We start from the raw sequence: 18401 nt of genomic DNA on the forward strand, positions 1-18401 counted from the left end.
CTACCAGCTGACCGGAAGCGCCTTGCCCTCCTCGTAGCCGGCGGCCGACTGGATCCCGACGAGCGCGCGCTCGCGGAACTCCGGCACCGAGCGGGCTCCCGCGTAGGTGAAGGAGCTGCGCACGCCCGAGGTGATCATGTCGAGCAGGTCCTCGAGCGACGGCCGGAGCGGGTCGAGGTAGATCGCCGACGACGAGATGCCCTCGGCGAACAGCTCCTTTCGCGCGAGCTCGTACGCCGACAGGCGCCCGAAGCGCTCCTTGACCGCCTTGGTCGAGGCCATGCCCCAGCTCTCCTTGTACACGCGCCCGTCGAGGTCGCGCCGCAGCGTCCCGGGCGCCTCGATGGTGCCCGCGAACCACGAGCCGATCATGACGGAGGCCGCCCCGGCGGCGAGCGCGAGCGCGACGTCGCGCGGGTACCGCACTCCCCCGTCGGCCCACACCGCCGCACCGGCCTCGCGCGCGGCCTCGGAGGTCTCGAGCACCGCCGAGAACTGCGGGCGCCCGACGGCGGTCATCATGCGGGTCGTGCACATGGCGCCGGGACCGACGCCCACCTTGAGGACGTCGGCGCCCGCCTCCACGAGGTCGGCGACGGCATCGGCCGTGACGATGTTGCCCGCGACGATGGGGATGCCGAGGCCCGCGGCCCTCACGGCCCGGACGGCGCGGATCATGCCCTCCTGGTGGCCGTGCGCGGTGTCGACGACGAGCATGTCCACGCCCGCGGCCGCGAGCGCGCGCGCCTTCGCCTCGACGTCGCCGTTGATGCCGATCGCGGCGGCGACGCGGAGCCGGCCCGAGGCATCGGTGTTCGGCTCGGACACCGTGCCGCGGAGGGCGCTGCGCCGGCTCAGCGTGCCGATCACGCGCCCGTGCTCGAGGACCGGCGCGAAGTCGATGCCGGCGTCGACCATGAGGTCGAACGCCCGGCGCGGCGTATCGACGTCCTCGGCGTCGAGCGACGGGATCGCCCCGTGGACGAGGTCGCCGAGCCGCGCGTCGGGCAGCGCCGTCGCGAGGCGCGCCGCCGGGATGGTGCCGGCGTAGCGGCCGTCGCCGTCGTGCAGCACGATGCCGTGGCCCTCGACGGGCGGCAGCACCTCGAGGGCGTCGGCCACCGACTGGTCGGCGGAGAACGCGTGCGGCACGTCGAACCGGGACGGCCGGGACTTCACCCAGCGGATCGCCTCGTCGAGCTCCTGGAGCGGCAGGTCCTGGGGCAGCACGCCGATGCCGCCGCGGCGCGCGAGGGTGGCCGCGAGCCGCGGACCGGTGACGGAGTTCATGTTCGCCGACACGATCGGGATGCTCGCGCCCGACCCGTCGTCGGGGGCGAGCGACACGTCGAGCCGGCTCGTCACGCCGGATCGGCTCGGCACGAGGAAGACGTCGGAGTACGTGAGGTCGTGCCGCGGCGTCGTGCGATAGAACTGCATGCCCCCAGCGTATTGGGGGCAGCTCGAATGCCGCCCGGGAACGGTCTCCGACGAGTGCGCAAGGGCGTGCCGCTGTCCCTCGGAAGGGGTTTAGGCTTGATGGGGCGTTCCGCGACGTGCTGCGCGCACCGCGCCACCAGGTGAGCATCAATGGAGAGAGTGGGCGAGAGGCTGTGTCGAGCCAATTGACCGGGTCGGGGTCCGAAGGGACCACTGCGGCGGAGTTCGGGGCCAACCAATGGCTCGTGGACGAGATGTACGAGCGCTTCCTCGCCGACCCGGATTCGGTCGACGACACCTGGCGGCCCGTGCTCGAGCAGTACCGCAAGGTCAAGGCGAACGGGCAGCAGGCCGCGCCCGCCGCGACGCCCACCATGCCCGACGAGGCGGCGCTCTACCAGGCCGCCGGCGAGCAGGCCGACGCTCCGGCCGCGCCCCAGGCACCCGCCGCCGAGGCGCCCGCCGCTCCGGCCGCGCCCGAGGCACCCGCCGCCGAGGCGCCCGCCGCCGAGGCGCCCGCCGCGCCCGACCAGCCGCGGTCCGAGGCGGCAGCGCCGCAGGCCGACGCGCAGGCGCCCGCCGCGCAGCCCGCGGACGAGCCGACCGAGCCCGCCGCGGCATCCGGCAACCACACCGCGCCGAACGCCGTCGTCGGGCAGGCCCCCGAGGCCCGCACGACCTCGGTGGCGCCGCGCACCGCGCCCGTCCCCGCCGACGTGCCCGTCACCGGCCCGCAGCAGCACGACGGCGGCGAGCGCGAGGACGAGGTCGTGCCGCTCAAGGGCCTGCCGAAGACCCTTGCGGCGAACATGGACGCATCGCTGTCCGTGCCGACCGCGACGAGCGTGCGCACGGTCCCGGCGAAGCTCATGATCGACAACCGCATCGTGATCAACAACCACCTGCGGCGCACGCGCGGCGGCAAGATCTCGTTCACGCACCTGATCGGGTGGGCGCTCATCCAGGCGCTGAAGGAGTTCCCGAGCCAGAACGTCTTCTACTCCGAGGTCGACGGCAAGCCGGCCCTCGTACGTCCCGCCCACATCGGCCTCGGCATCGCCATCGACCTGCCGAAGCCCGACGGCACCCGGTCGCTCCTCGTCCCGGCCATCAAGCGCGCCGAGACCATGACCTTCAACGAGTACCTCGGCGCCTACGAGGACCTCGTCCGTCGCGCCCGTACCAACAAGCTCACCGCCGACGACTTCAAGGGCGCCACGATCTCGCTCACGAACCCGGGCGGCATCGGCACCGTGCACTCCGTGCCGCGCCTGATGAAGGGCCAGGGCTGCATCATCGGCGCCGGCGCCCTCGAGTACCCGGCCGAGTTCCAGGGCGCGAGCGAGAAGACGCTCGCGAACCTCGCGATCGGCAAGACGATCACCCTCACCTCGACCTACGACCACCGCGTCATCCAGGGCGCCGGGTCGGGCGAGTTCCTGAAGAAGGTGCACGAGCTGCTCATCGGCGAGCGCAACTTCTACCAGGACCTCTTCGCCGCGCTCCGCCTGCCCTACGAGCCCATCAAGTGGAACGAGGACATCTCCGTCGACGTCGCGAGCGCGATCGACAAGACCGCGCGCGTGCAGGAGCTCATCAACTCCTTCCGCGTCCGCGGCCACATGATGGCCGACATCGACCCGCTCGAGTACGTGCAGCGCTCGCACCCCGACCTCGACATCGAGAGCCACGGCCTGACCTTCTGGGACCTCGACCGCGAGTTCGTCACGGGCGGGTTCGGCGACAAGCGCACCGCGCTCCTGCGCGACATCCTCGGCGTGCTGCGCGACTCGTACTGCCGCACGATCGGCATCGAGTACATGCACATCCAGGACCCGGTGCAGCGCCGCTGGATCCAGCAGCAGGTCGAGCGCAAGTACGAGAAGCCGACCCACGACGAGCAGATGCGGATCCTCAGCAAGCTCAACGAGGCCGAGGCGTTCGAGACGTTCCTGCAGACGAAGTACGTCGGCCAGAAGCGCTTCAGCCTGGAGGGCGGCGAGTCCGTCATCGCGCTCCTCGACGAGGTGCTGCAGGGCGCGGCCAAGGAGGGTCTCGACGAGGTCGCCATCGGCATGGCGCACCGCGGCCGCCTCAACGTGCTCACCAACATCGCCGGCAAGACCTACGGCCAGGTGTTCCGCGAGTTCGAGGGCACCCAGGACACGAAGGGCTTCTCCGGCTCGGGCGACGTGAAGTACCACCTCGGCACCGAGGGCACCTTCACCGCCGACGACGGCAAGCAGATCCCCGTGTCGCTCGCGGCGAACCCCTCGCACCTCGAGGCCGTCAACGGCGTCCTCGAGGGCATCGTCCGCGCCAAGCAGGACCGCAAGCCCGTCGGCTCGTTCTCGATCCTGCCGATCCTCGTGCACGGCGACGCCGCCATGGCCGGCCAGGGCGTCGTGTTCGAGACCCTGCAGATGTCGCAGCTTCGCGCGTACCGCACCGGCGGCACCATCCACGTCGTCGTGAACAACCAGGTCGGCTTCACCACGGTCCCCGGCGACGCCCGGTCGTCGATCTACTCCACCGATGTCGCGAAGGCCATCCAGGCCCCCGTCTTCCACGTCAACGGCGACGACCCCGAGGCCGTCGTCCGCGTCGCGGAGCTCGCCTTCCGGTACCGCCAGGAGTTCAAGCGCGACGTCGTGATCGACCTCGTCTGCTACCGCCGCCGCGGCCACAACGAGGGCGACGACCCGTCGATGACCCAGCCGCTCATGTACAACCTCATCGAGGCGAAGCGCTCGGTGCGCAAGCTCTACACCGAGGCGCTCGTCGGACGCGGCGACATCACCGAGGAGGAGTACGAGAACGCCCACCGCGACTTCCAGGACCGCCTCGAGCGGGCCTTCGCGGAGACGCACGCCGCGCAGACCGGCGCGATCCCGATCGTGGGCGCCGACGACCTGCAGCCCGAGCCCGCCGTGGGCGAGCCCGAGACCACGGGCGTCTCGCTCGAGGTCGTGCACGCGGTCGGCGACGCGTTCGCCAACAAGCCCAACGGCTTCACGGTGCACCCGAAGATCCAGCAGCTGCTGGCCAAGCGCGTCGACATGAGCCGCAACGGCAAGATCGACTGGGGCTTCGGCGAGCTGCTCAGCCTCGGGTCGCTCCTGCTGGAGGGCACGCCCGTGCGCCTCGTCGGACAGGACGCCCGTCGCGGCACGTTCGTGCAGCGCCACGCCGTGCTCCACGACCGTGCGAACGGCCAGGAGTGGCTGCCGCTGCAGAACCTCGGCGACCAGCAGGCGCGCTTCTGGATCTACGACTCGCTGCTGTCCGAGTACGCCGCCATGGCGTTCGAGTACGGCTACTCGGTCGAGCGCGCCGACGCCCTCGTCATGTGGGAGGCCCAGTTCGGCGACTTCGCCAACGGCGCCCAGACCGTCATCGACGAGTTCATCTCCTCGGCCGAGCAGAAGTGGGGCCAGCGCTCGAGCGTCGTGCTGCTGCTCCCCCACGGGTACGAGGGCCAGGGCCCCGACCACTCGAGCGCCCGCATCGAGCGGTACCTGCAGATGTGCGCCGAGAACAACATGACCGTCGCGCGCCCCTCGACTCCCGCGTCGTACTTCCACCTGCTGCGCCGCCAGGCGTACGCGCGCCCGCGCCGACCGCTCGTCGTCTTCACCCCGAAGGCGATGCTCCGTCTGCGCGGCGCGACGAGCGAGGTGGCGGACTTCACGCAGGGCCGCTTCGAGCCGGTGATCGACGACGTCCGCATCAGCGACAAGGCGGCGGTCAAGCGGGTCGTGTTCATGGCCGGCAAGCTCTACTACGACCTGCTCGCCGAGCTCGAGCGCAATCCCGATCCCGAGGTCGCACTCGTCCGGCTCGAGCAGTACTACCCGCTCCCGGCGCGCGAGCTCAAGGCGGTCGCCGACTCGTACCCGAACGCCGAGCTCGTGTGGGCGCAGGACGAGCCCGAGAACCAGGGCGCGTGGCCGTTCTTCATCATCGAGACGAACAAGCTCGGTCCGCGCGAGGTGCGTGTGGTCGCGCGTCCGGCCGCCGCATCGCCCGCGACGGGTTCGGCCAAGCGCCACGCGGCCGAGCAGGCCGACCTGGTCAAGCGAGCCCTCACGCTCTGACGCGTTCGACCGACGACACGAGCGGATGCCTCCGAGGAGGCATCCGCTCGTTCGTTCCGTCGACCCGCGAGCCGCCGGGAAGCCGGCCGCGGCGCAATTCGTGGGCAGTGCCGCGGCCGGCGGTCTCTCAGCCGGCCTGCACCGGGTCCCGCTCCGTTCGTCCGGCGTCCGCCGGGGCGTCCCCCTCCGAGGACGTCGTGTCGTCGGCGCCGAGCGTCGTCGCGCCGCCCCCGCTCCCCATCCCGGTCGCGTCGTCGTCGCCGTCGGGCTCGGCCGGCGCGGCGTGCAGGCCGTGCGGCCGCTCCTCGCGAGCCAGGCGGCTCGGCCACCAGATCGCGCGACCGATGTCGTAGGACGCGGCGGGCACGAGCAGCGTGCGCACGAGGAACGTGTCGAGCAGCACGCCGAACGCGACGATGAACGAGATCTGCGCGAGGAACAGGATGGGCAGCACGCCGAGTGCCGCGAACGTGGCCGCGAGCACGAGGCCGGCCGACGTGATCACGCCGCCCGTGAGCCGCAGGCCGCGCAGGATCCCCTCGCGGGTCCCGTGGCGCAGGGACTCCTCGCGCACGCGGGTCATCAGGAAGATGTTGTAGTCGACGCCGAGCGCGACGAGGAACACGAAGCCGAAGAGCGGCACCGAGGGGTCGGCCCCCGGGAACCCGAACACGAACTCGAACACGAGGGCCGACACGCCCAGGGCGGCGGCGAACGACAGCACGACGCTCGCGATGAGGATCAGCGGCGCCACGACGGCGCGCAGCAGCAGCATGAGGATCACGAGGATCGCGAGCAGCACGAGCGGGATGATCAGGCGCTGGTCGTCGATCGCGGCCCGGTTGGTGTCGAGCGCGACGGCGGTCGGGCCGCCGACGAGCACGCCCTCGCCCACCTCGTCGAGCCCCTCCCGCAGGTCGACCACGGTCGCCTCGGCCCCGGCCGAGTCGGACGGGTCCTCGAGGGTCGCCTCGATGAGCACGTCGCCGTCCACCACGGTCGGCTCCGGCGCGGGCGTGCCGGGCGGGCCGAAGGCCTGGACGCCGTCCTCGGTCACCGGGGCGGTGCCGGCCGGCGAGTCCGCCGAGACCACGGCGACGGAGGCCACGCCCGCGGTGCCCAGCGCGACGTCGGCGATCTCCTGGAGGTCCTCCTCCGGCCCGATGATGACGGCCGGCGTGCCGGAGCCGCCCGGGAAATGCTCGCTCACGAGCTCCTGCCCGTCGCGGGCCTGCGACTCGCCGAGGATGAACTCGCTCGACGGGACGCCGTCGGCGTCGAGTCGGACGAGGCCGAGCGCCATGACGGCGAGCACGAGCGTCGACAGGATCCACACGGTGCGGGGACGCCGAGACACGAGGCGGCCGACCGCGCCCCAGAGCCCCCGCTCGCCGCCGGCGCGGTCGTCGCCCGGCGCGGCGTGACGGCCGAGCGCCGCGTCGGCCCCGGCTGCGGCATCCGGTCGCGGGATGCGGCGCGGCCAGAACGCCACGCGGCCGGCCCACAGCAGGAGCGCGGGGAGGAGGGTCAGCGCGGCGAGCAGCGCGAACAGGATGCCGATGGCCGCGACCGGCCCGAGGATCTTGTTGGAGTTCAGCTCGCTCGCGAGCAGGATCAGGAGGCCGACGATCACGGTGCCGGCCGAGGCCGCGATGGGCTCCCACGAGCCCTTGAGGGCGGCCCACGTGGCGTCCCACTTGCGGTCGTGCTGGGCGAGCGCCTCACGGTAGCGGGCGATGTAGAGCAGCGCGTAGTCGGTCGCGGCGCCGATGACCAGGATGAACAGGATGCCCTGCGTCTGGCCCGAGAGGAGGAGCAGGTCGGCCTTCGCGAGCTGCACGACGGTGAAGACCGACGCGGTGAGCGCGGTGAGGCTCGTGAACAGCACGATGATCGGCAGCAGCGGGGAGCGGTAGACGACCACGAGGATGACGAGCACGGCCGCGAGCGCCACGAGCAGCAGCAGGCCGTCGATGCCGGAGAACGCCTCGGCGAGGTCGGCGGTGAAGCCCGCCGGGCCGGTCACGGCCGCCGTGGTGCCCTCGACCGGGGACTCCTCGAGGAGCGCCCGCATCTCCTCGATGGTGGCGCCCGAGCCCTCCTCGCCCTCGCCGGGCGCGATGGAGGCGACGAACTGCGCCGCCTCGCCGTCCTCCGAGGCGATGACCGGCGAGCTCTCGTCGGCGACGACGCCCTCGACGTCGAGCACGTCGTCGCGGAGCGCCTCGACGTCGGAGAGCTGCGAGTCGCTCAGCCGGGAGCCGTCGTCGCTCGCGACGATCACGATCGCGGGGACGTTCTCGGAGTCGCGGAAGCCGTCCTGCAGCTCGTTGACCTCGGTGGCCTCGGCGGAGGCCGGCAGGAACGACGCCTGGTCGTTCTGCTGCACGTCGCTGATCGTGCCGAAGGCGGCACCGCCCGCGCCGAACAGCGCGAACCAGATCAGGATCAGGACGGTGGGGATCAGGACCCGGAGCCACGTGGGCACGCGTCCGGATCGCTCGGCGGGGGCGGCAGTCTCGTTCATCGTCGTCGACGCTACGGAACGGACGACGCCGCGCGCGTCCATCGAAAGTTCGGACTGCGCGGACCGCCGACGCCGGGGCGGCGGATCAGTCGACGAGGATACCGTGTCCCGACTGGATGTCGCGGATGCGCGTCATGACCACGAGGCGGAGCTCCTCGGGCGCCGTCTCGCGGCACGCCCGCTGCACGACCTCGGTGATGGCGACGCCCACGCGGAGCTCGCCGCGGCAGTCGTCGCAGTGCTCGATGTGCTCGCGGATGTCGGCCGCATCCTCGCTGCACAGCTCGTTGTGCAGGTACTCCTCGAGTTCGGCCTTGGCCTTGTCGCAGCCGCAGTCGGTCATTTCGTGCTCCTCCGGGATCGGGTGGTCGCCGGCGCGACGGCGATGCCCTGCTCGGTCGCGTATTCGGCGAGGGACTCGCGGAGCAGACGCCGGCCACGGTGCAGGCGGCTCATCACGGTCCCGATGGGGGTGTTCATCATGTCGGCGATCTCCTGGTAGGAGAACCCCTCGACGTCGGCGAAGTACACGGCCAGGCGGAAGTCCTCGGGGAGGGCCTGGAGCGCGTCCTTCACGGCCGAGTCGGGCAGGTGGTCGATCGCCTCCGCCTCGGCCGAGCGGCTCGAGGACGCGGTGGTCGACTCGGCGCCGCCGAGCTGCCAGTCCTCGAGGTCGTCGATGGTGCCCTGGTAGGGCTCCCGCTGCTTCTTGCGGTACGTGTTGATGAAGGTGTTCGTGAGGATGCGGTACAGCCACGCCTTGAGGTTGGTTCCCTGCGTGAACGACCCGAAGGCCGCGTACGCCTTCACGAACGTCTCCTGCACGAGGTCCTGCGCGTCGGCCGGGTTCTTGGTCATGCGCAGCGCGGCGGCGTAGAGCTGGTCGATGAACGGCAGCGCCTGCTCCTCGAACAGCGCGCCCAGGTCGCGCGTCTCGTCGTCGGGCCGATCGGTGTCGGCCGGGTTCGCAGTGTCGTCGGCGGTCATCACGGGCCATCCTAGATCGTGGGACTCCGAGACCACGGGGCGGTCGAGCACCGTCATCGTCACGCGCACCAACTCCTTCCCGTTCCGCCGAGCGCTACTGTTGGTAACCGATGCAGCTTTCGAGGTATTCCGCGCCCGAGTTCGACCCGTACGGCGACAACCGCCAGCTCGAGTCGAGCGGCGGATGGCGTGCGCCCGTGGCATCCGGCCCCCTCGCGGCGAGGCTGTCGCTGCCGGGGTCCAAGTCGCTCACGAACCGCGAGCTCGTGCTCGCCGCACTCGCCGACGGCCCGTCCACGCTCCGCGCCCCGCTCTGGTCGCGCGACAGCGAGCTCATGGTCGAGGGCCTGCGCCAGCTCGGGGTCGGGTTCGAGCGGATGCCGGGCGCCGGCTGGTTCGGCGACGACCTGCGCGTCACGCCCGCCGACGAGCTCGTCGGGTCGACCACGATCGACTGCGGCCTCGCCGGCACGGTCATGCGATTCCTCCCGCCCGTGGCGGCGCTCGCGCTCGGACCGACGACCTTCGACGGCGACGAGGGCGCCCGGCGCCGGCCCATGCGAGGCGTCATCGACGGTCTCCGGGGCATCGGCGTCGACGTCGACGACGACGGCCGCGGCGCGCTGCCCTTCACGGTGCACGGGTTCGGCCGGGTCGAGGGCGGCGAGCTCGCGATCGACGCGTCCGCATCGAGCCAGTTCGTCTCCGGCCTGCTGCTGTCCGCGGCGCGATTCGAGCGGGGCCTCGACCTCACGCACACGGGCGAGCGGCTGCCGAGCCTGCCGCACATCGAGATGACGATCGAGACCCTCGCCGTGCGCGGGGTCGCGGTCGAGCAGCCCTCGGTCGGGCGATGGGTCGTCGCGCCCGGCCCGATCGCGGCGCGGGACGTCGACATCGAGCCCGACCTGTCGAACGCGGCGCCGTTCCTCGTGGCGGCCGTCGTCGCGGGCGGATCCGTCACCATCGCCGGGTGGCCCGCCGAGACCACGCAGGTGGGCGCGCAGCTGGCCGACCTCCTCCCGCGGTTCGGCGCTCGCGTCGAGCGCGACGGCGACCGGCTCACCGTGCGCGCGCCCGAACGCGGCGACGGCGGCGGCCGCGGCATCCGCGGGGTCGACCTCGACCTCGCGGAGGCGGGCGAGCTCGTGCCCAACCTCGTGGCCCTCGCGGCGCTCGCCGACGAGCCGAGCACGTTCACGGGCATCGGGCACATCCGGCACCACGAGACCGACCGCCTCGCGGCCCTCGCGGCCGAGCTCAACGGCCTCGGCGGTCGCGTGACCGAACTCGACGACGGACTCCGGGTCGAGCCCGCGCCGCTGCACGGCGGCGACTGGAAGGCCTACGCGGATCACCGGATGGCGACCACGGGCGCGATCGTCGGACTCGCGATCGACGGCGTCGTCGTCGACGACATCGGGTCGACGTCGAAGACGCTGCCCCAGTTCCCCGAGCTCTGGGAGCAGATGCTCGGATGAGCTGGTGGGACACCGACGACGAGGACGAGCGTGAGTACGACCAGTACGACGAGTCCGACGCCCGGGTCCGCCCCAGCCGCCGCGGCAGCCGCCCGCGCACGAAGACGCGGCCCGAGCACGCGGACGCCGAGACCGGGATCGTGCTCGGCGTCGACCGCGGGCGCTACACCGTCCTCGTCGACGACGGCGAGCCGAGCGAGCGCGAGATCACCGCGGCCCGGGCGAGCGAGCTGCGGCGCAAGTCCGTCGTCACCGGCGACCGCGTCGACCTCGTCGGCGACACGACGGGCGAGGAGGGCACGCTCGCGCGCATCGTGCGCGTGCAGGAGCGCACGACGCTCCTGCGCCGGAGCGCCGACGACACCGACGCGGTCGAGCGCGTCATCGTCGCGAACGCCGACCAGATGCTCATCGTGATCGCCGCGGCCGACCCCGAGCCGCGCGTCCGCCTCGTGGACCGCTACCTCGTCGCCGCGTACGACGCGGGCATCGCCCCGATCGTGTGCATCACCAAGACCGACCTCGCCGATCCCGGGCCGTTCCTCGCGAACTTCGCGGGGCTGGACCTCCCCGTGATCCGCAGTCGCTCCGACGCGATGCCGATCGACGAGATCGCCGACCGGCTCGTCGGGCACCGCACCGTCTTCGTTGGGCACTCCGGCGTCGGCAAGTCGACGCTCGTGAACGCGCTCGTGCCCGCGGCCAACCGCGCCACGGGCCGCGTCAACGTCGTCACCGGGCGCGGCCGGCACACGTCCTCGTCGACGGTGTCGCTCCGGCTCGAGCACGCCGGGCGCACCGGCTGGGTGATCGACACGCCCGGCGTGCGCTCGTTCGGCCTGGGCCACGTCGACCCCGCGAACATCCTGGGCGCGTTCGCCGACCTCGCGCGCGTCGCCGAGGAGTGCCCGCGCGGGTGCACGCACCTGCCGGACTCCCCCGACTGCGCGATCATCGAGGCCGTCGAGGCGGGCGGACTCGGCGCGTCCGGGCGCGTCCGCCTCGACTCGCTGCAGCGCCTGCTCGCGACGTTCGCCTGAGGGTCGACGGACGGCGCGGGGGCGCGCACCGCGGCATCCGCTCGTCTGCCTACGATTGGGGCATGACCGACGCTCGACTCGCCCCCGGCGACCTCGCCCCCGACTTCACCCTGCCCGACCAGGACGGCACTCCCGTCACGCTCTCGTCCCTGCGCGGGCAGAAGGTCGTGCTCTACTTCTACCCCGCCGCCATGACGCCCGGGTGCACCACCGAGGCCTGCGACTTCCGCGACCACCTCAACTCGTTCGCGGCCGCCGGCGTGCGCGTCGTGGGCGTCTCGAAGGATGACGTGGCCACGCTCAAGCAGTTCGCCGAGCGCGACGGCCTGAACTTCCCCCTGCTCTCGGACACCGACCTCGCCGTGCAGCAGGCCTACGGCGCGTGGGGCGAGAAGTCGCTCTACGGCAAGACGGTCACGGGCGCCATCCGCTCGACCTTCGTCATCGACGAGGCCGGCCGGATCGAGAAGCCCATGTACAACGTGAAGGCGACGGGGCACGTGGCCCGCATCCGCAAGGACCTCGGCCTCGACGGCTGATCGCGATGGCTCGGGGCGGTCGTCGCACTCGCGGCGGCCGTCCCGTGCGTCGTCGCGGGTCTCAGGGCGTCGCGTCGGTGCCGCTCGCGTCCGCGTCGAGCCGGTCCGCATCGCGCGCGTACGCGTCGCGCACCGGGGGCCAGAGCAGCAGGGCGATGACGGTGACCGCGGGGATCAGCAGCGCCCACCCGATGTCGGGGCGCGCGAACAGCCCCTGGAACGCCCCGACCGCGATCGACAGCTGCAGCACCTGCCAGACGATCGCACCGGCCCTCGACCAGTGGGCCCGGCGGGCCGAGGCGATCGCGATGGCCGCGACCCACACCGCCCCGAGCGCGGTGATCACGATGAGGGCGATGGCCGTCGCGAACGACGACGGCTGGAGCACCAGCACGTCGACCAGGATCCACACCACGACGCCCGCGAGGGCGGCCGCCTCGGCGAAGAGCAGCACGGTGACGGTCAGCAGCGCGGCTCGGACTCCACCCGGCGGGGATGCGGTCGCGTCTCGGCCGGCGTCCCGGTCATTCACAGGGTTCTCCGAAAGTGCACTCTTGATTCACTTCCCGCGCTATGCGACCATTTATGAGGCCGAATTGATGCTCACAGGGACGTGAGCCGATCTCCCACGATCCTACTTCCCGAGATTCGGCTTCCCCCACCGCAGCAGCCGCCGGTTCCCGGCAGCGCACGCGTGCGCCTGCTGTGGATCGACAAGCAAGGAGCATCTGAATGGATTGGCGCGACAAAGCCGCCTGCCTGACCGCGGACCCGGAGCTGTTCTTCCCCGTCGGGAACACCGGACCGGCCGTCGACCAGATCGAGAAGGCCAAGGCGGTCTGCGCCCGATGCACCGTCACCGAGATCTGCCTCCAGTACGCCCTCGAGACCGGTCAGGACTCGGGCGTGTGGGGCGGCCTCAGCGAAGACGAGCGCCGCGCCCTGAAGCGCCGCGCCGCTCGCGCCCGTCGCGCCGGCTGACGCCCGCGCGTCGCGAGTCGGCCGCCGCTGTCCCCGGATCCACCCACGAGCGGCAGGCCCCGGGCTCGCACTCCCCGCAAGCACCCGAACCGGACGGCACCCGCATCGCGCGGGTGCCGTTCGCGTGTCCGGGGCGATGCCGTCCCGAGCCCGAGGTCAGGGTTTCGTGATCCAGCGCAACGGCACCTCGATCGTGACCTCGGTCCCGCTGCCGACGACCGTGTGCCAGTCGATGGTTCCGCCGAGCTCGCCCTGGATCAACGTGCGGACGATCTGCGTGCCGAGCCCCTCGCCGACCTTGCCCTCGGGCAGGCCCGAGCCGGTGTCGCGCACCTGCACGATGAGCATGGTCTCGGAGCGGCTCGCGATGACCTCGACGTCACCCTCCTGCCCGGCGAGGCCGTGCTCGACGGCGTTCGTCACGAGCTCGGTCAACGCGAGGGCGAGCGGCGTCGCGTAGGCGCTGGGCAGCACGCCGAACGTGCCCGACTTCTTGGGGTGCGCGGTCGTGTTGTGCGCGGCGGCGACCTCGGCCACGAGGAGGAGCGCGCGATCGAACACCTCGTCGAAGTCGACGTTCTGGCTGAGCCCCTCGGAGAGCGTGTCGTGCACGACCGCGATCGCGCCGACCCGCCGCATCGCCTGGGTGAGCGCGTCGCGCGCCTCGTCGGAGTGGGTCCGCCGGGCCTGGATGCGCAACAGGGACGCGACCGTCTGCAGGTTGTTCTTCACGCGGTGGTGGATCTCACGGATCGTGGCGTCCTTGGTGATGAGCTCCTGCTCCTGGTGGCGGAGCTCGGTCACGTCGCGCGTGAGGACGATCGCACCGGTGCGCTCGCCGCGCCGCCGGATCGGGATGGCCCGCAGCGACACCGTCACCCCGCGCGACTCCACGTCGGTGCGCCACGGCGCACGGCCGGTCACCACGAGCGGCAGCGACTCGTCGACGTCGAGCCGGCCGCTCAGCAGCCGCGACGCGACCTCGGCGAGCGACTGCCCCTCGAGCTCGTCGTCGAAGCCCATGCGGTTGAACGCCGAGAGGGCGTTCGGGCTCGCGAAGGTCGTGATGCCGTCGACGTCGAGGCGGATGAGCCCGTCCGACGCGCGGGGCGCGCCCCGGCGCGGACCGGTGGGGGCGCCCAGGTCCGGGAAGTCGCCCGACGCGATCATCTGGAAGAGCTCCGCCGCGCAGTCGTTGAATGTGAGCTCCTGGCGGCTCGGGGTGCGGGTGGACCCGAGGTTCGTGTGCCGCGTGATGACCGCCACGGGTTCCGGCGCGAGCTCGGTGCCGGTGACCGAGAGCCGCCGCATCACGGGGACGGAGCGGACGCGCGTCGGCATCTCCTCGTACCAGTCGGGCGCCGACGAGTCCACGATCGCGCCCGACGTGAACGCTTGGGACACCAGCCCGCGCCACTCCGCGCGGATCGCCTGGCCGACGAAGTCGCGGTAGAAGAGGGTCGCCGCGCTCGACGGACGCGAGTGCGCCACGGCGACGAAGTCGTCGTCGCCCGACGGCACCCAGAGCACGATGTCGGCGAAGGCGAGGTCCGCGAGCAGCTGGAGGTCTCCGACGAGCATGTGCAGCCAGTCCACGTCGGCCTGGCTGCTGCGCCCTTGGGCGAGGACGAGGTCACTGAGGGTCGACACAGACCCAAGCGTACCCAGCGCCGGCGGAGGGCTCAGGCCACCGCCGCGCGCCGTCGCACCGCGAGGCGCGGCCGCCGGCGCGACGCCGGCTCCGGTTCGAGGAGCAGCCGGTCGTCGACGTAGGCGCGCAGGGCCGCGCGCAGCGGCGAGCGGGGCGCGGCGTCGCGGAGCGTGCGGGCGGTCAGGATCGCGGCATCCGTCGCCCGGCCGTCGTGCGGGAGCAGCGTCGCCTCGTCGAGGCCCGCGAACCGCCGGAGCGTCTGCCGGACCTGCGCGTGGGCGTCGAGCCCGAGCGCGCTCGTGCGGACGCGGTTGACCACGACGTCGATGCGCTCGGCCTCGACGAGATCGAGCAGTTCGGCATGGCCGCGGAGCAGCCGCGAGAGCCCGACCGGATCGGCGAGGCCGACCGCGAGCACGCGGTCGGCGGCCGAGAGCGCGGCGAACGTGGCGGCGTTGCGGCGCGGCGCGTATTGGTCGCTCATGAGCTCCTCGTCGCGTTCGAGGCTGAATCCCGTGTCGACGACGACGTACTCGAACCGCCCGCGCATCACCTCGAGCGCCGCGGCCACGCGCTCGTGGGAGAGCTCGGGCCACCGGCTCGGGCCGACGAGCCCGGTGAAGACCTCGAACGGCGCGCGCGGCGACGAGTAGCGCTGGGAGATCCGCTCGAGCTCGGCGCGATCGAGCGCTGCGCTTCCGGCCAGGCGGCACGCGGAGGCGAATCCCGGCGCCTCGTCGAGCAGTCCCAGGCTCGGAGCCACCGCTCCTCCGTACGGATCGGCGTCGACCAGGGCCACCCGGTGACCGGACGCGGCGAGCTCCGCGGCGACGTTCACGGCGATCGTCGTGCGCCCGGGCGCGCCGCCGGGCCCCCAGACCGCCACGACCTCGGGAGCAGCGCCTCCGCCGCGCCCTCGAGCGCCGGTCTCGCCGAGGCGCGAGGGGACGGAGACGCCGCCGGCGACGAGCGCCTCGAGCTCGGCCACGGCCGCCCGGGCGTCGAGCACCTCGTGCAGGCCGATCCGATTCGCCTGCGCGCGGTCGTGGTCGGAGTCCGCGAGCGCGATGCACCGGATGCCGCGCTCGTCGCACGCGGCGAGCAGCTCGGGCGTGAGCGTCGTGCGCCCGGCGCCGACGACGACCACGTCGGGACCGAGCACGTCGAGGCAGTCGAGCACGTCGCGCCATCCGACGAGCCTCGCCACGATGGTGTGGCCGGCTTCGACGAGGTCGGCGAGGATGCGGTCCTCGACGGACGGATCGAGGGCCAGCGCCAGTCGGGCCATCAGTCGCCGCCCGCGGTCCGGGCCGGCACCAGGTCGACGGCGTCGCCTGCGGCGAGGGCCTCGAGCAGCGCCGCGGTCTTCTCGCGCGGGATGAGCAGTTCGACGGTCGGGCCGCCGGACGCGGCCATCATGCCGTCGGGCGAGGTCACCGCGGCGACCTCGGCGCCGGGCACGAGCACCGCGGGCGGTTCGAACACGCCGCGTTCGACCTCGGCCGCGGTCCACACGTCGACCAGGGCGCCGGGCGCGACCTCGCCGGGCAGCGGGCGCGCGCTCACGACCACGACCACCGCGAGCTCGGCGCTCTCGCGGTCGGCGACGGATGCCGCGGGCAGGATCTCGCCCTCGTGCACCGTGCGCACGACGACGAGCCCGCCGTCGGGCACGTCGCCGGGCGCGAGGTAGCCGTCGGCCAGGCCGCCGAGCCGGACGGCTTCGACGCGCAGCGACGCCGCGTCGACGCGGGTGCCCGGCGTGAGCGTCTCGGGCGCCACGAGCACCTCGCGGGTGTCGTCGAGCGCCTCGACGAGCCCCCACACGCCCGCCGTCGACCCCGCGACCAGGGCGAGCCCGATGAGCAGGCGCGGATCGAGCCGTACGGCCCCTCGCTCGCGTCGTCCGTTGCGCACCGACATCCCGACTCCTCTCGTGCGACGGGGACCATCGTCGCGCGTTGCCGAGAGGACACCGTGAAGTTATCCACACGGAGGGCCGCGCCCGACGGCGAGGTCGATAATCGACTGATGATCCAGAACGGTCCGGGCGAGTCGATCGGCCGCTTCCTCACGGTCGCCGACGCGGCCGAGGTGCTCGCCGTCGACGTCGAGACCGTCCACGAGCTGATCCTGTCCGGCGAACTGCCCGCGATCCGGGTCGGCGAGCGCGGGCCGTGGCGCATCGAGCGCACGCAGCTCGAGCTGTGGATCGGCGACCAGTACGAGGCGACCCGCCGTCGCTCGGCCTGGCACCAGGGCGAGTTCTCGAACGTGATCGAGCTGTCGGGCGTGCGGTCGACCGGCCCCCGCGCCGTGGAATGAGCCGCCGTCAGCGGATCGTCACCGCGACGAGGCGCGCGAACGGGATGATCCGGTAACCGCGGACGTCGCGCTCGCGTCGCGGAGTGCCCGGGTCGTGCATCGCGAGGTCGAGGTGGTCGAGTCCGACGCGGTCGATCGTGCCGTGGTGCCGACCGTCGAGCGCCTCGGTCTCCACCGGGAGGCGCCGCCGGCCGAGGTCGCGCAGGACGAAGGCGAGCCCGATGCGCTCGGCCACGCGGGTCGAGGAGTCCGGAACGCGGTCGAGGCTGTCGTCGACCTGTCGGCGACCGGCCGAGACGGCGGCGATCGCCGCCATGGGGACCACGCACTGGGCCGTCGCGCCCGGTCCGCCGCGCTCGCCTGCGCCCACGATCGTCCCGCTCAGCCAGTCGCGGCCGAAGGTGGTGGGGCGCAGCCGCAGGGTCGTCCCACCGGCGAGCTCGATCCGGACCCCGGCGCGATCGTCGTCGGCCGCGGCCATCGCCATGAGGCGGTCGCGGAGGGCGAGGCGGGCGAGCCGGAGCCGCTCGGATTCGAGCGCCAGCGCCCGCTCCTCGTCACGCTGCTCGCGGTCGAGCTGCGACTCGAGGTCGTCGAACAGCAGGTCCCAGCGCATGCGCCGACGCTACCCTCCGACGGGCCGGGATCGCCCGCTTCTCCACAGGCGCCGGAATTCCTTGACACCCGTGCGCGCCCGCCAATACCGTTCAGTCAGTACCCGAGCACCACCCCCGAACAGGGGGCACCGCGTCGACGCATGCCGGCTGACGGGCCCCACCCTACTGGAGCACCCATGACCGCTCGCCCGTCCAGCGCGCCCACGATCCCCGTCGTCGAGGGGGCCGTCGCACGACGCCTCCATCTCGACGACGACGAGTTCGCGCGGCAGCGTTCGGGCCGGGCCGAACTCGTCGACCCCGAGCCGCTGCTGCGCAACCTCACGCACTGCGTGATCGAGGTCCTCGCGGGCGCGCGCGACCTCGAACAGCTCGCCCGGTGGGTCACCGACGACGTGTACCGCAACCTCTCGAAGCGCGTCGTCCTCGCCGCGCGCGCCCGCCGGGCGAAGGGGCTCGTGCCGCAGCGACCGGCGTTCTCGGTCGGCCGCGTCATCATGGGCGAACCGGCCGACGGCATCGTGGAGGCCGTCGTGATGGTCCACCAGCGAGCGCGATCGCGGGCCGTCGCCATCCGCCTCGAGGGGCTCGACCAGCGGTGGCGTGCCAGCGTCATCAGCGTCCTCTGAGAGCCGCCCGCGGCGCGGCGGTGGCATCCCCGCGACGGACGCCCGCCCGGAACGCCACACGATGCACGAACGGCCCGGGCGATGTGC

The 18401-nt window shown here is 72.7% G+C and carries 16 protein-coding genes; 7 read left to right on the top strand and 9 right to left on the bottom strand.

The annotated features are described in order from the left end of the window. Positions 1–1440: a GuaB1 family IMP dehydrogenase-related protein gene (locus tag WBQ80_RS04925; RefSeq protein WP_336573511.1), complete on the bottom strand. Its 1440-nt coding sequence runs from the start codon at positions 1438–1440 to the stop codon at positions 1–3. Between the two features lie 173 nt (positions 1441–1613). On the opposite strand from WBQ80_RS04925, the gene WBQ80_RS04930 reads away from it, so the two are divergent. Continuing rightward, a complete protein-coding gene (locus WBQ80_RS04930; protein ID WP_442893183.1) occupies positions 1614–5537 on the top strand; it encodes a multifunctional oxoglutarate decarboxylase/oxoglutarate dehydrogenase thiamine pyrophosphate-binding subunit/dihydrolipoyllysine-residue succinyltransferase subunit in 3924 nt (1307 codons plus the stop codon). A 127-nt stretch (positions 5538–5664) separates the two neighbouring features. On the opposite strand, the gene WBQ80_RS04935 is transcribed toward WBQ80_RS04930, so the two are convergent. The 3 genes from WBQ80_RS04935 to WBQ80_RS04945 form a co-directional block, all read right to left on the bottom strand. Continuing rightward, positions 5665–8064 (bottom strand): MMPL family transporter, encoded by a 2400-nt coding sequence (locus WBQ80_RS04935; RefSeq protein ID WP_336573496.1) that lies wholly within the window; start codon positions 8062–8064, stop codon positions 5665–5667. Between the two features lie 85 nt (positions 8065–8149). Continuing rightward, positions 8150–8407 carry a zf-HC2 domain-containing protein gene (locus WBQ80_RS04940; protein ID WP_336573495.1) on the bottom strand — a complete coding sequence of 86 codons (258 nt, stop codon included), beginning with the start codon at positions 8405–8407 and terminating at the stop codon, positions 8150–8152. Next, positions 8404–9051 (bottom strand): sigma-70 family RNA polymerase sigma factor, encoded by a 648-nt coding sequence (locus WBQ80_RS04945; protein ID WP_336573494.1) that lies wholly within the window; start codon positions 9049–9051, stop codon positions 8404–8406. The genes WBQ80_RS04940 and WBQ80_RS04945 overlap by 4 nt, the downstream gene beginning before the upstream one ends. Positions 9052–9161: 110 nt before the next feature. On the opposite strand from WBQ80_RS04945, the gene aroA reads away from it, so the two are divergent. The 3 genes from aroA to bcp all read left to right on the top strand — a co-directional run bounded on the left by aroA (position 9162) and on the right by bcp (position 12111). Continuing rightward, the gene (gene aroA / locus WBQ80_RS04950) at positions 9162–10532 is read left to right on the top strand and encodes a 3-phosphoshikimate 1-carboxyvinyltransferase (protein WP_336573493.1); all 1371 of its coding nucleotides are present in this window, start codon (positions 9162–9164) and stop codon (positions 10530–10532) included. Then, positions 10529–11572: a ribosome small subunit-dependent GTPase A gene (gene rsgA, locus WBQ80_RS04955; RefSeq protein ID WP_336573492.1), complete on the top strand. Its 1044-nt coding sequence runs from the start codon at positions 10529–10531 to the stop codon at positions 11570–11572. Before aroA ends, rsgA begins: the two co-directional genes overlap by 4 nt. A gap of 62 nt (positions 11573–11634) precedes the next feature. Beyond that, a complete protein-coding gene (gene bcp, locus WBQ80_RS04960; protein ID WP_336573491.1) occupies positions 11635–12111 on the top strand; it encodes a thioredoxin-dependent thiol peroxidase in 477 nt (158 codons plus the stop codon). A gap of 61 nt (positions 12112–12172) precedes the next feature. Here the strand turns inward: bcp and WBQ80_RS04965 are convergent, their stop codons facing one another. After that, positions 12173–12643 (bottom strand): hypothetical protein, encoded by a 471-nt coding sequence (locus tag WBQ80_RS04965; RefSeq protein WP_336573490.1) that lies wholly within the window; start codon positions 12641–12643, stop codon positions 12173–12175. A 200-nt stretch (positions 12644–12843) separates the two neighbouring features. Between WBQ80_RS04965 and WBQ80_RS04970 the strand changes: the two genes are divergently transcribed. After that, entirely contained in the window at positions 12844–13092 is a 249-nt protein-coding gene (locus tag WBQ80_RS04970; RefSeq protein WP_055859573.1) for a WhiB family transcriptional regulator, read from the top strand. A gap of 156 nt (positions 13093–13248) precedes the next feature. Here the strand turns inward: WBQ80_RS04970 and WBQ80_RS04975 are convergent, their stop codons facing one another. From WBQ80_RS04975 to WBQ80_RS04985, 3 genes are read right to left on the bottom strand one after another with little or no spacing between them, the layout of a single operon-like run. Beyond that, positions 13249–14742: a sensor histidine kinase gene (locus WBQ80_RS04975; protein ID WP_336573489.1), complete on the bottom strand. Its 1494-nt coding sequence runs from the start codon at positions 14740–14742 to the stop codon at positions 13249–13251. Between the two features lie 32 nt (positions 14743–14774). Further along, positions 14775–16031 (bottom strand): nucleotide-binding protein, encoded by a 1257-nt coding sequence (locus WBQ80_RS04980; RefSeq protein WP_337282475.1) that lies wholly within the window; start codon positions 16029–16031, stop codon positions 14775–14777. Further along, positions 16031–16666 carry a hypothetical protein gene (locus tag WBQ80_RS04985; RefSeq protein ID WP_336572906.1) on the bottom strand — a complete coding sequence of 212 codons (636 nt, stop codon included), beginning with the start codon at positions 16664–16666 and terminating at the stop codon, positions 16031–16033. Before WBQ80_RS04985 ends, WBQ80_RS04980 begins: the two co-directional genes overlap by 1 nt. Positions 16667–16774: 108 nt before the next feature. On the opposite strand from WBQ80_RS04985, the gene WBQ80_RS04990 reads away from it, so the two are divergent. Beyond that, the gene (locus WBQ80_RS04990) at positions 16775–17068 is read left to right on the top strand and encodes a helix-turn-helix domain-containing protein (protein WP_336572905.1); all 294 of its coding nucleotides are present in this window, start codon (positions 16775–16777) and stop codon (positions 17066–17068) included. Between the two features lie 7 nt (positions 17069–17075). Here the strand turns inward: WBQ80_RS04990 and WBQ80_RS04995 are convergent, their stop codons facing one another. Next, a complete protein-coding gene (locus tag WBQ80_RS04995) occupies positions 17076–17684 on the bottom strand; it encodes a hypothetical protein (RefSeq protein ID WP_336572904.1) in 609 nt (202 codons plus the stop codon). Between the two features lie 177 nt (positions 17685–17861). Here WBQ80_RS04995 and WBQ80_RS05000 point away from each other — a divergent pair, with 177 nt between their 5' ends. After that, positions 17862–18314, top strand: a complete 453-nt coding sequence (locus tag WBQ80_RS05000; protein ID WP_336572903.1) for an Rv3235 family protein — start codon at positions 17862–17864, stop codon at positions 18312–18314. Positions 18315–18401: the final 87 nt, after the last annotated feature.

The organism is Agromyces sp. CCNWLW213 (genome assembly GCF_037199545.1).
GTDB lineage: Bacteria > Actinomycetota > Actinomycetes > Actinomycetales > Microbacteriaceae > Agromyces.

Bases quoted from the DNA above. Each gene is read 5' to 3' on its own strand.
- WBQ80_RS04925 (WP_336573511.1), bottom strand. From the start codon at position 1,440: ATGCAGTTCTATCGCACGACGCCGCGGCACGACCTCACGTACTCCGAC.
- WBQ80_RS04935 (WP_336573496.1), bottom strand. From the start codon at position 8,064: ATGAACGAGACTGCCGCCCCCGCCGAGCGATCCGGACGCGTGCCCACG.
- WBQ80_RS04940 (WP_336573495.1), bottom strand. From the start codon at position 8,407: ATGACCGACTGCGGCTGCGACAAGGCCAAGGCCGAACTCGAGGAGTAC.
- WBQ80_RS04945 (WP_336573494.1), bottom strand. From the start codon at position 9,051: ATGACCGCCGACGACACTGCGAACCCGGCCGACACCGATCGGCCCGAC.
- aroA (WP_336573493.1), top strand. From the start codon at position 9,162: ATGCAGCTTTCGAGGTATTCCGCGCCCGAGTTCGACCCGTACGGCGAC.
- rsgA (WP_336573492.1), top strand. From the start codon at position 10,529: ATGAGCTGGTGGGACACCGACGACGAGGACGAGCGTGAGTACGACCAG.
- bcp (WP_336573491.1), top strand. From the start codon at position 11,635: ATGACCGACGCTCGACTCGCCCCCGGCGACCTCGCCCCCGACTTCACC.
- WBQ80_RS04970 (WP_055859573.1), top strand. From the start codon at position 12,844: ATGGATTGGCGCGACAAAGCCGCCTGCCTGACCGCGGACCCGGAGCTG.
- WBQ80_RS04980 (WP_337282475.1), bottom strand. From the start codon at position 16,031: ATGGCCCGACTGGCGCTGGCCCTCGATCCGTCCGTCGAGGACCGCATC.
- WBQ80_RS04985 (WP_336572906.1), bottom strand. From the start codon at position 16,666: ATGTCGGTGCGCAACGGACGACGCGAGCGAGGGGCCGTACGGCTCGAT.
- WBQ80_RS04990 (WP_336572905.1), top strand. From the start codon at position 16,775: ATGATCCAGAACGGTCCGGGCGAGTCGATCGGCCGCTTCCTCACGGTC.
- WBQ80_RS04995 (WP_336572904.1), bottom strand. From the start codon at position 17,684: ATGCGCTGGGACCTGCTGTTCGACGACCTCGAGTCGCAGCTCGACCGC.
- WBQ80_RS05000 (WP_336572903.1), top strand. From the start codon at position 17,862: ATGACCGCTCGCCCGTCCAGCGCGCCCACGATCCCCGTCGTCGAGGGG.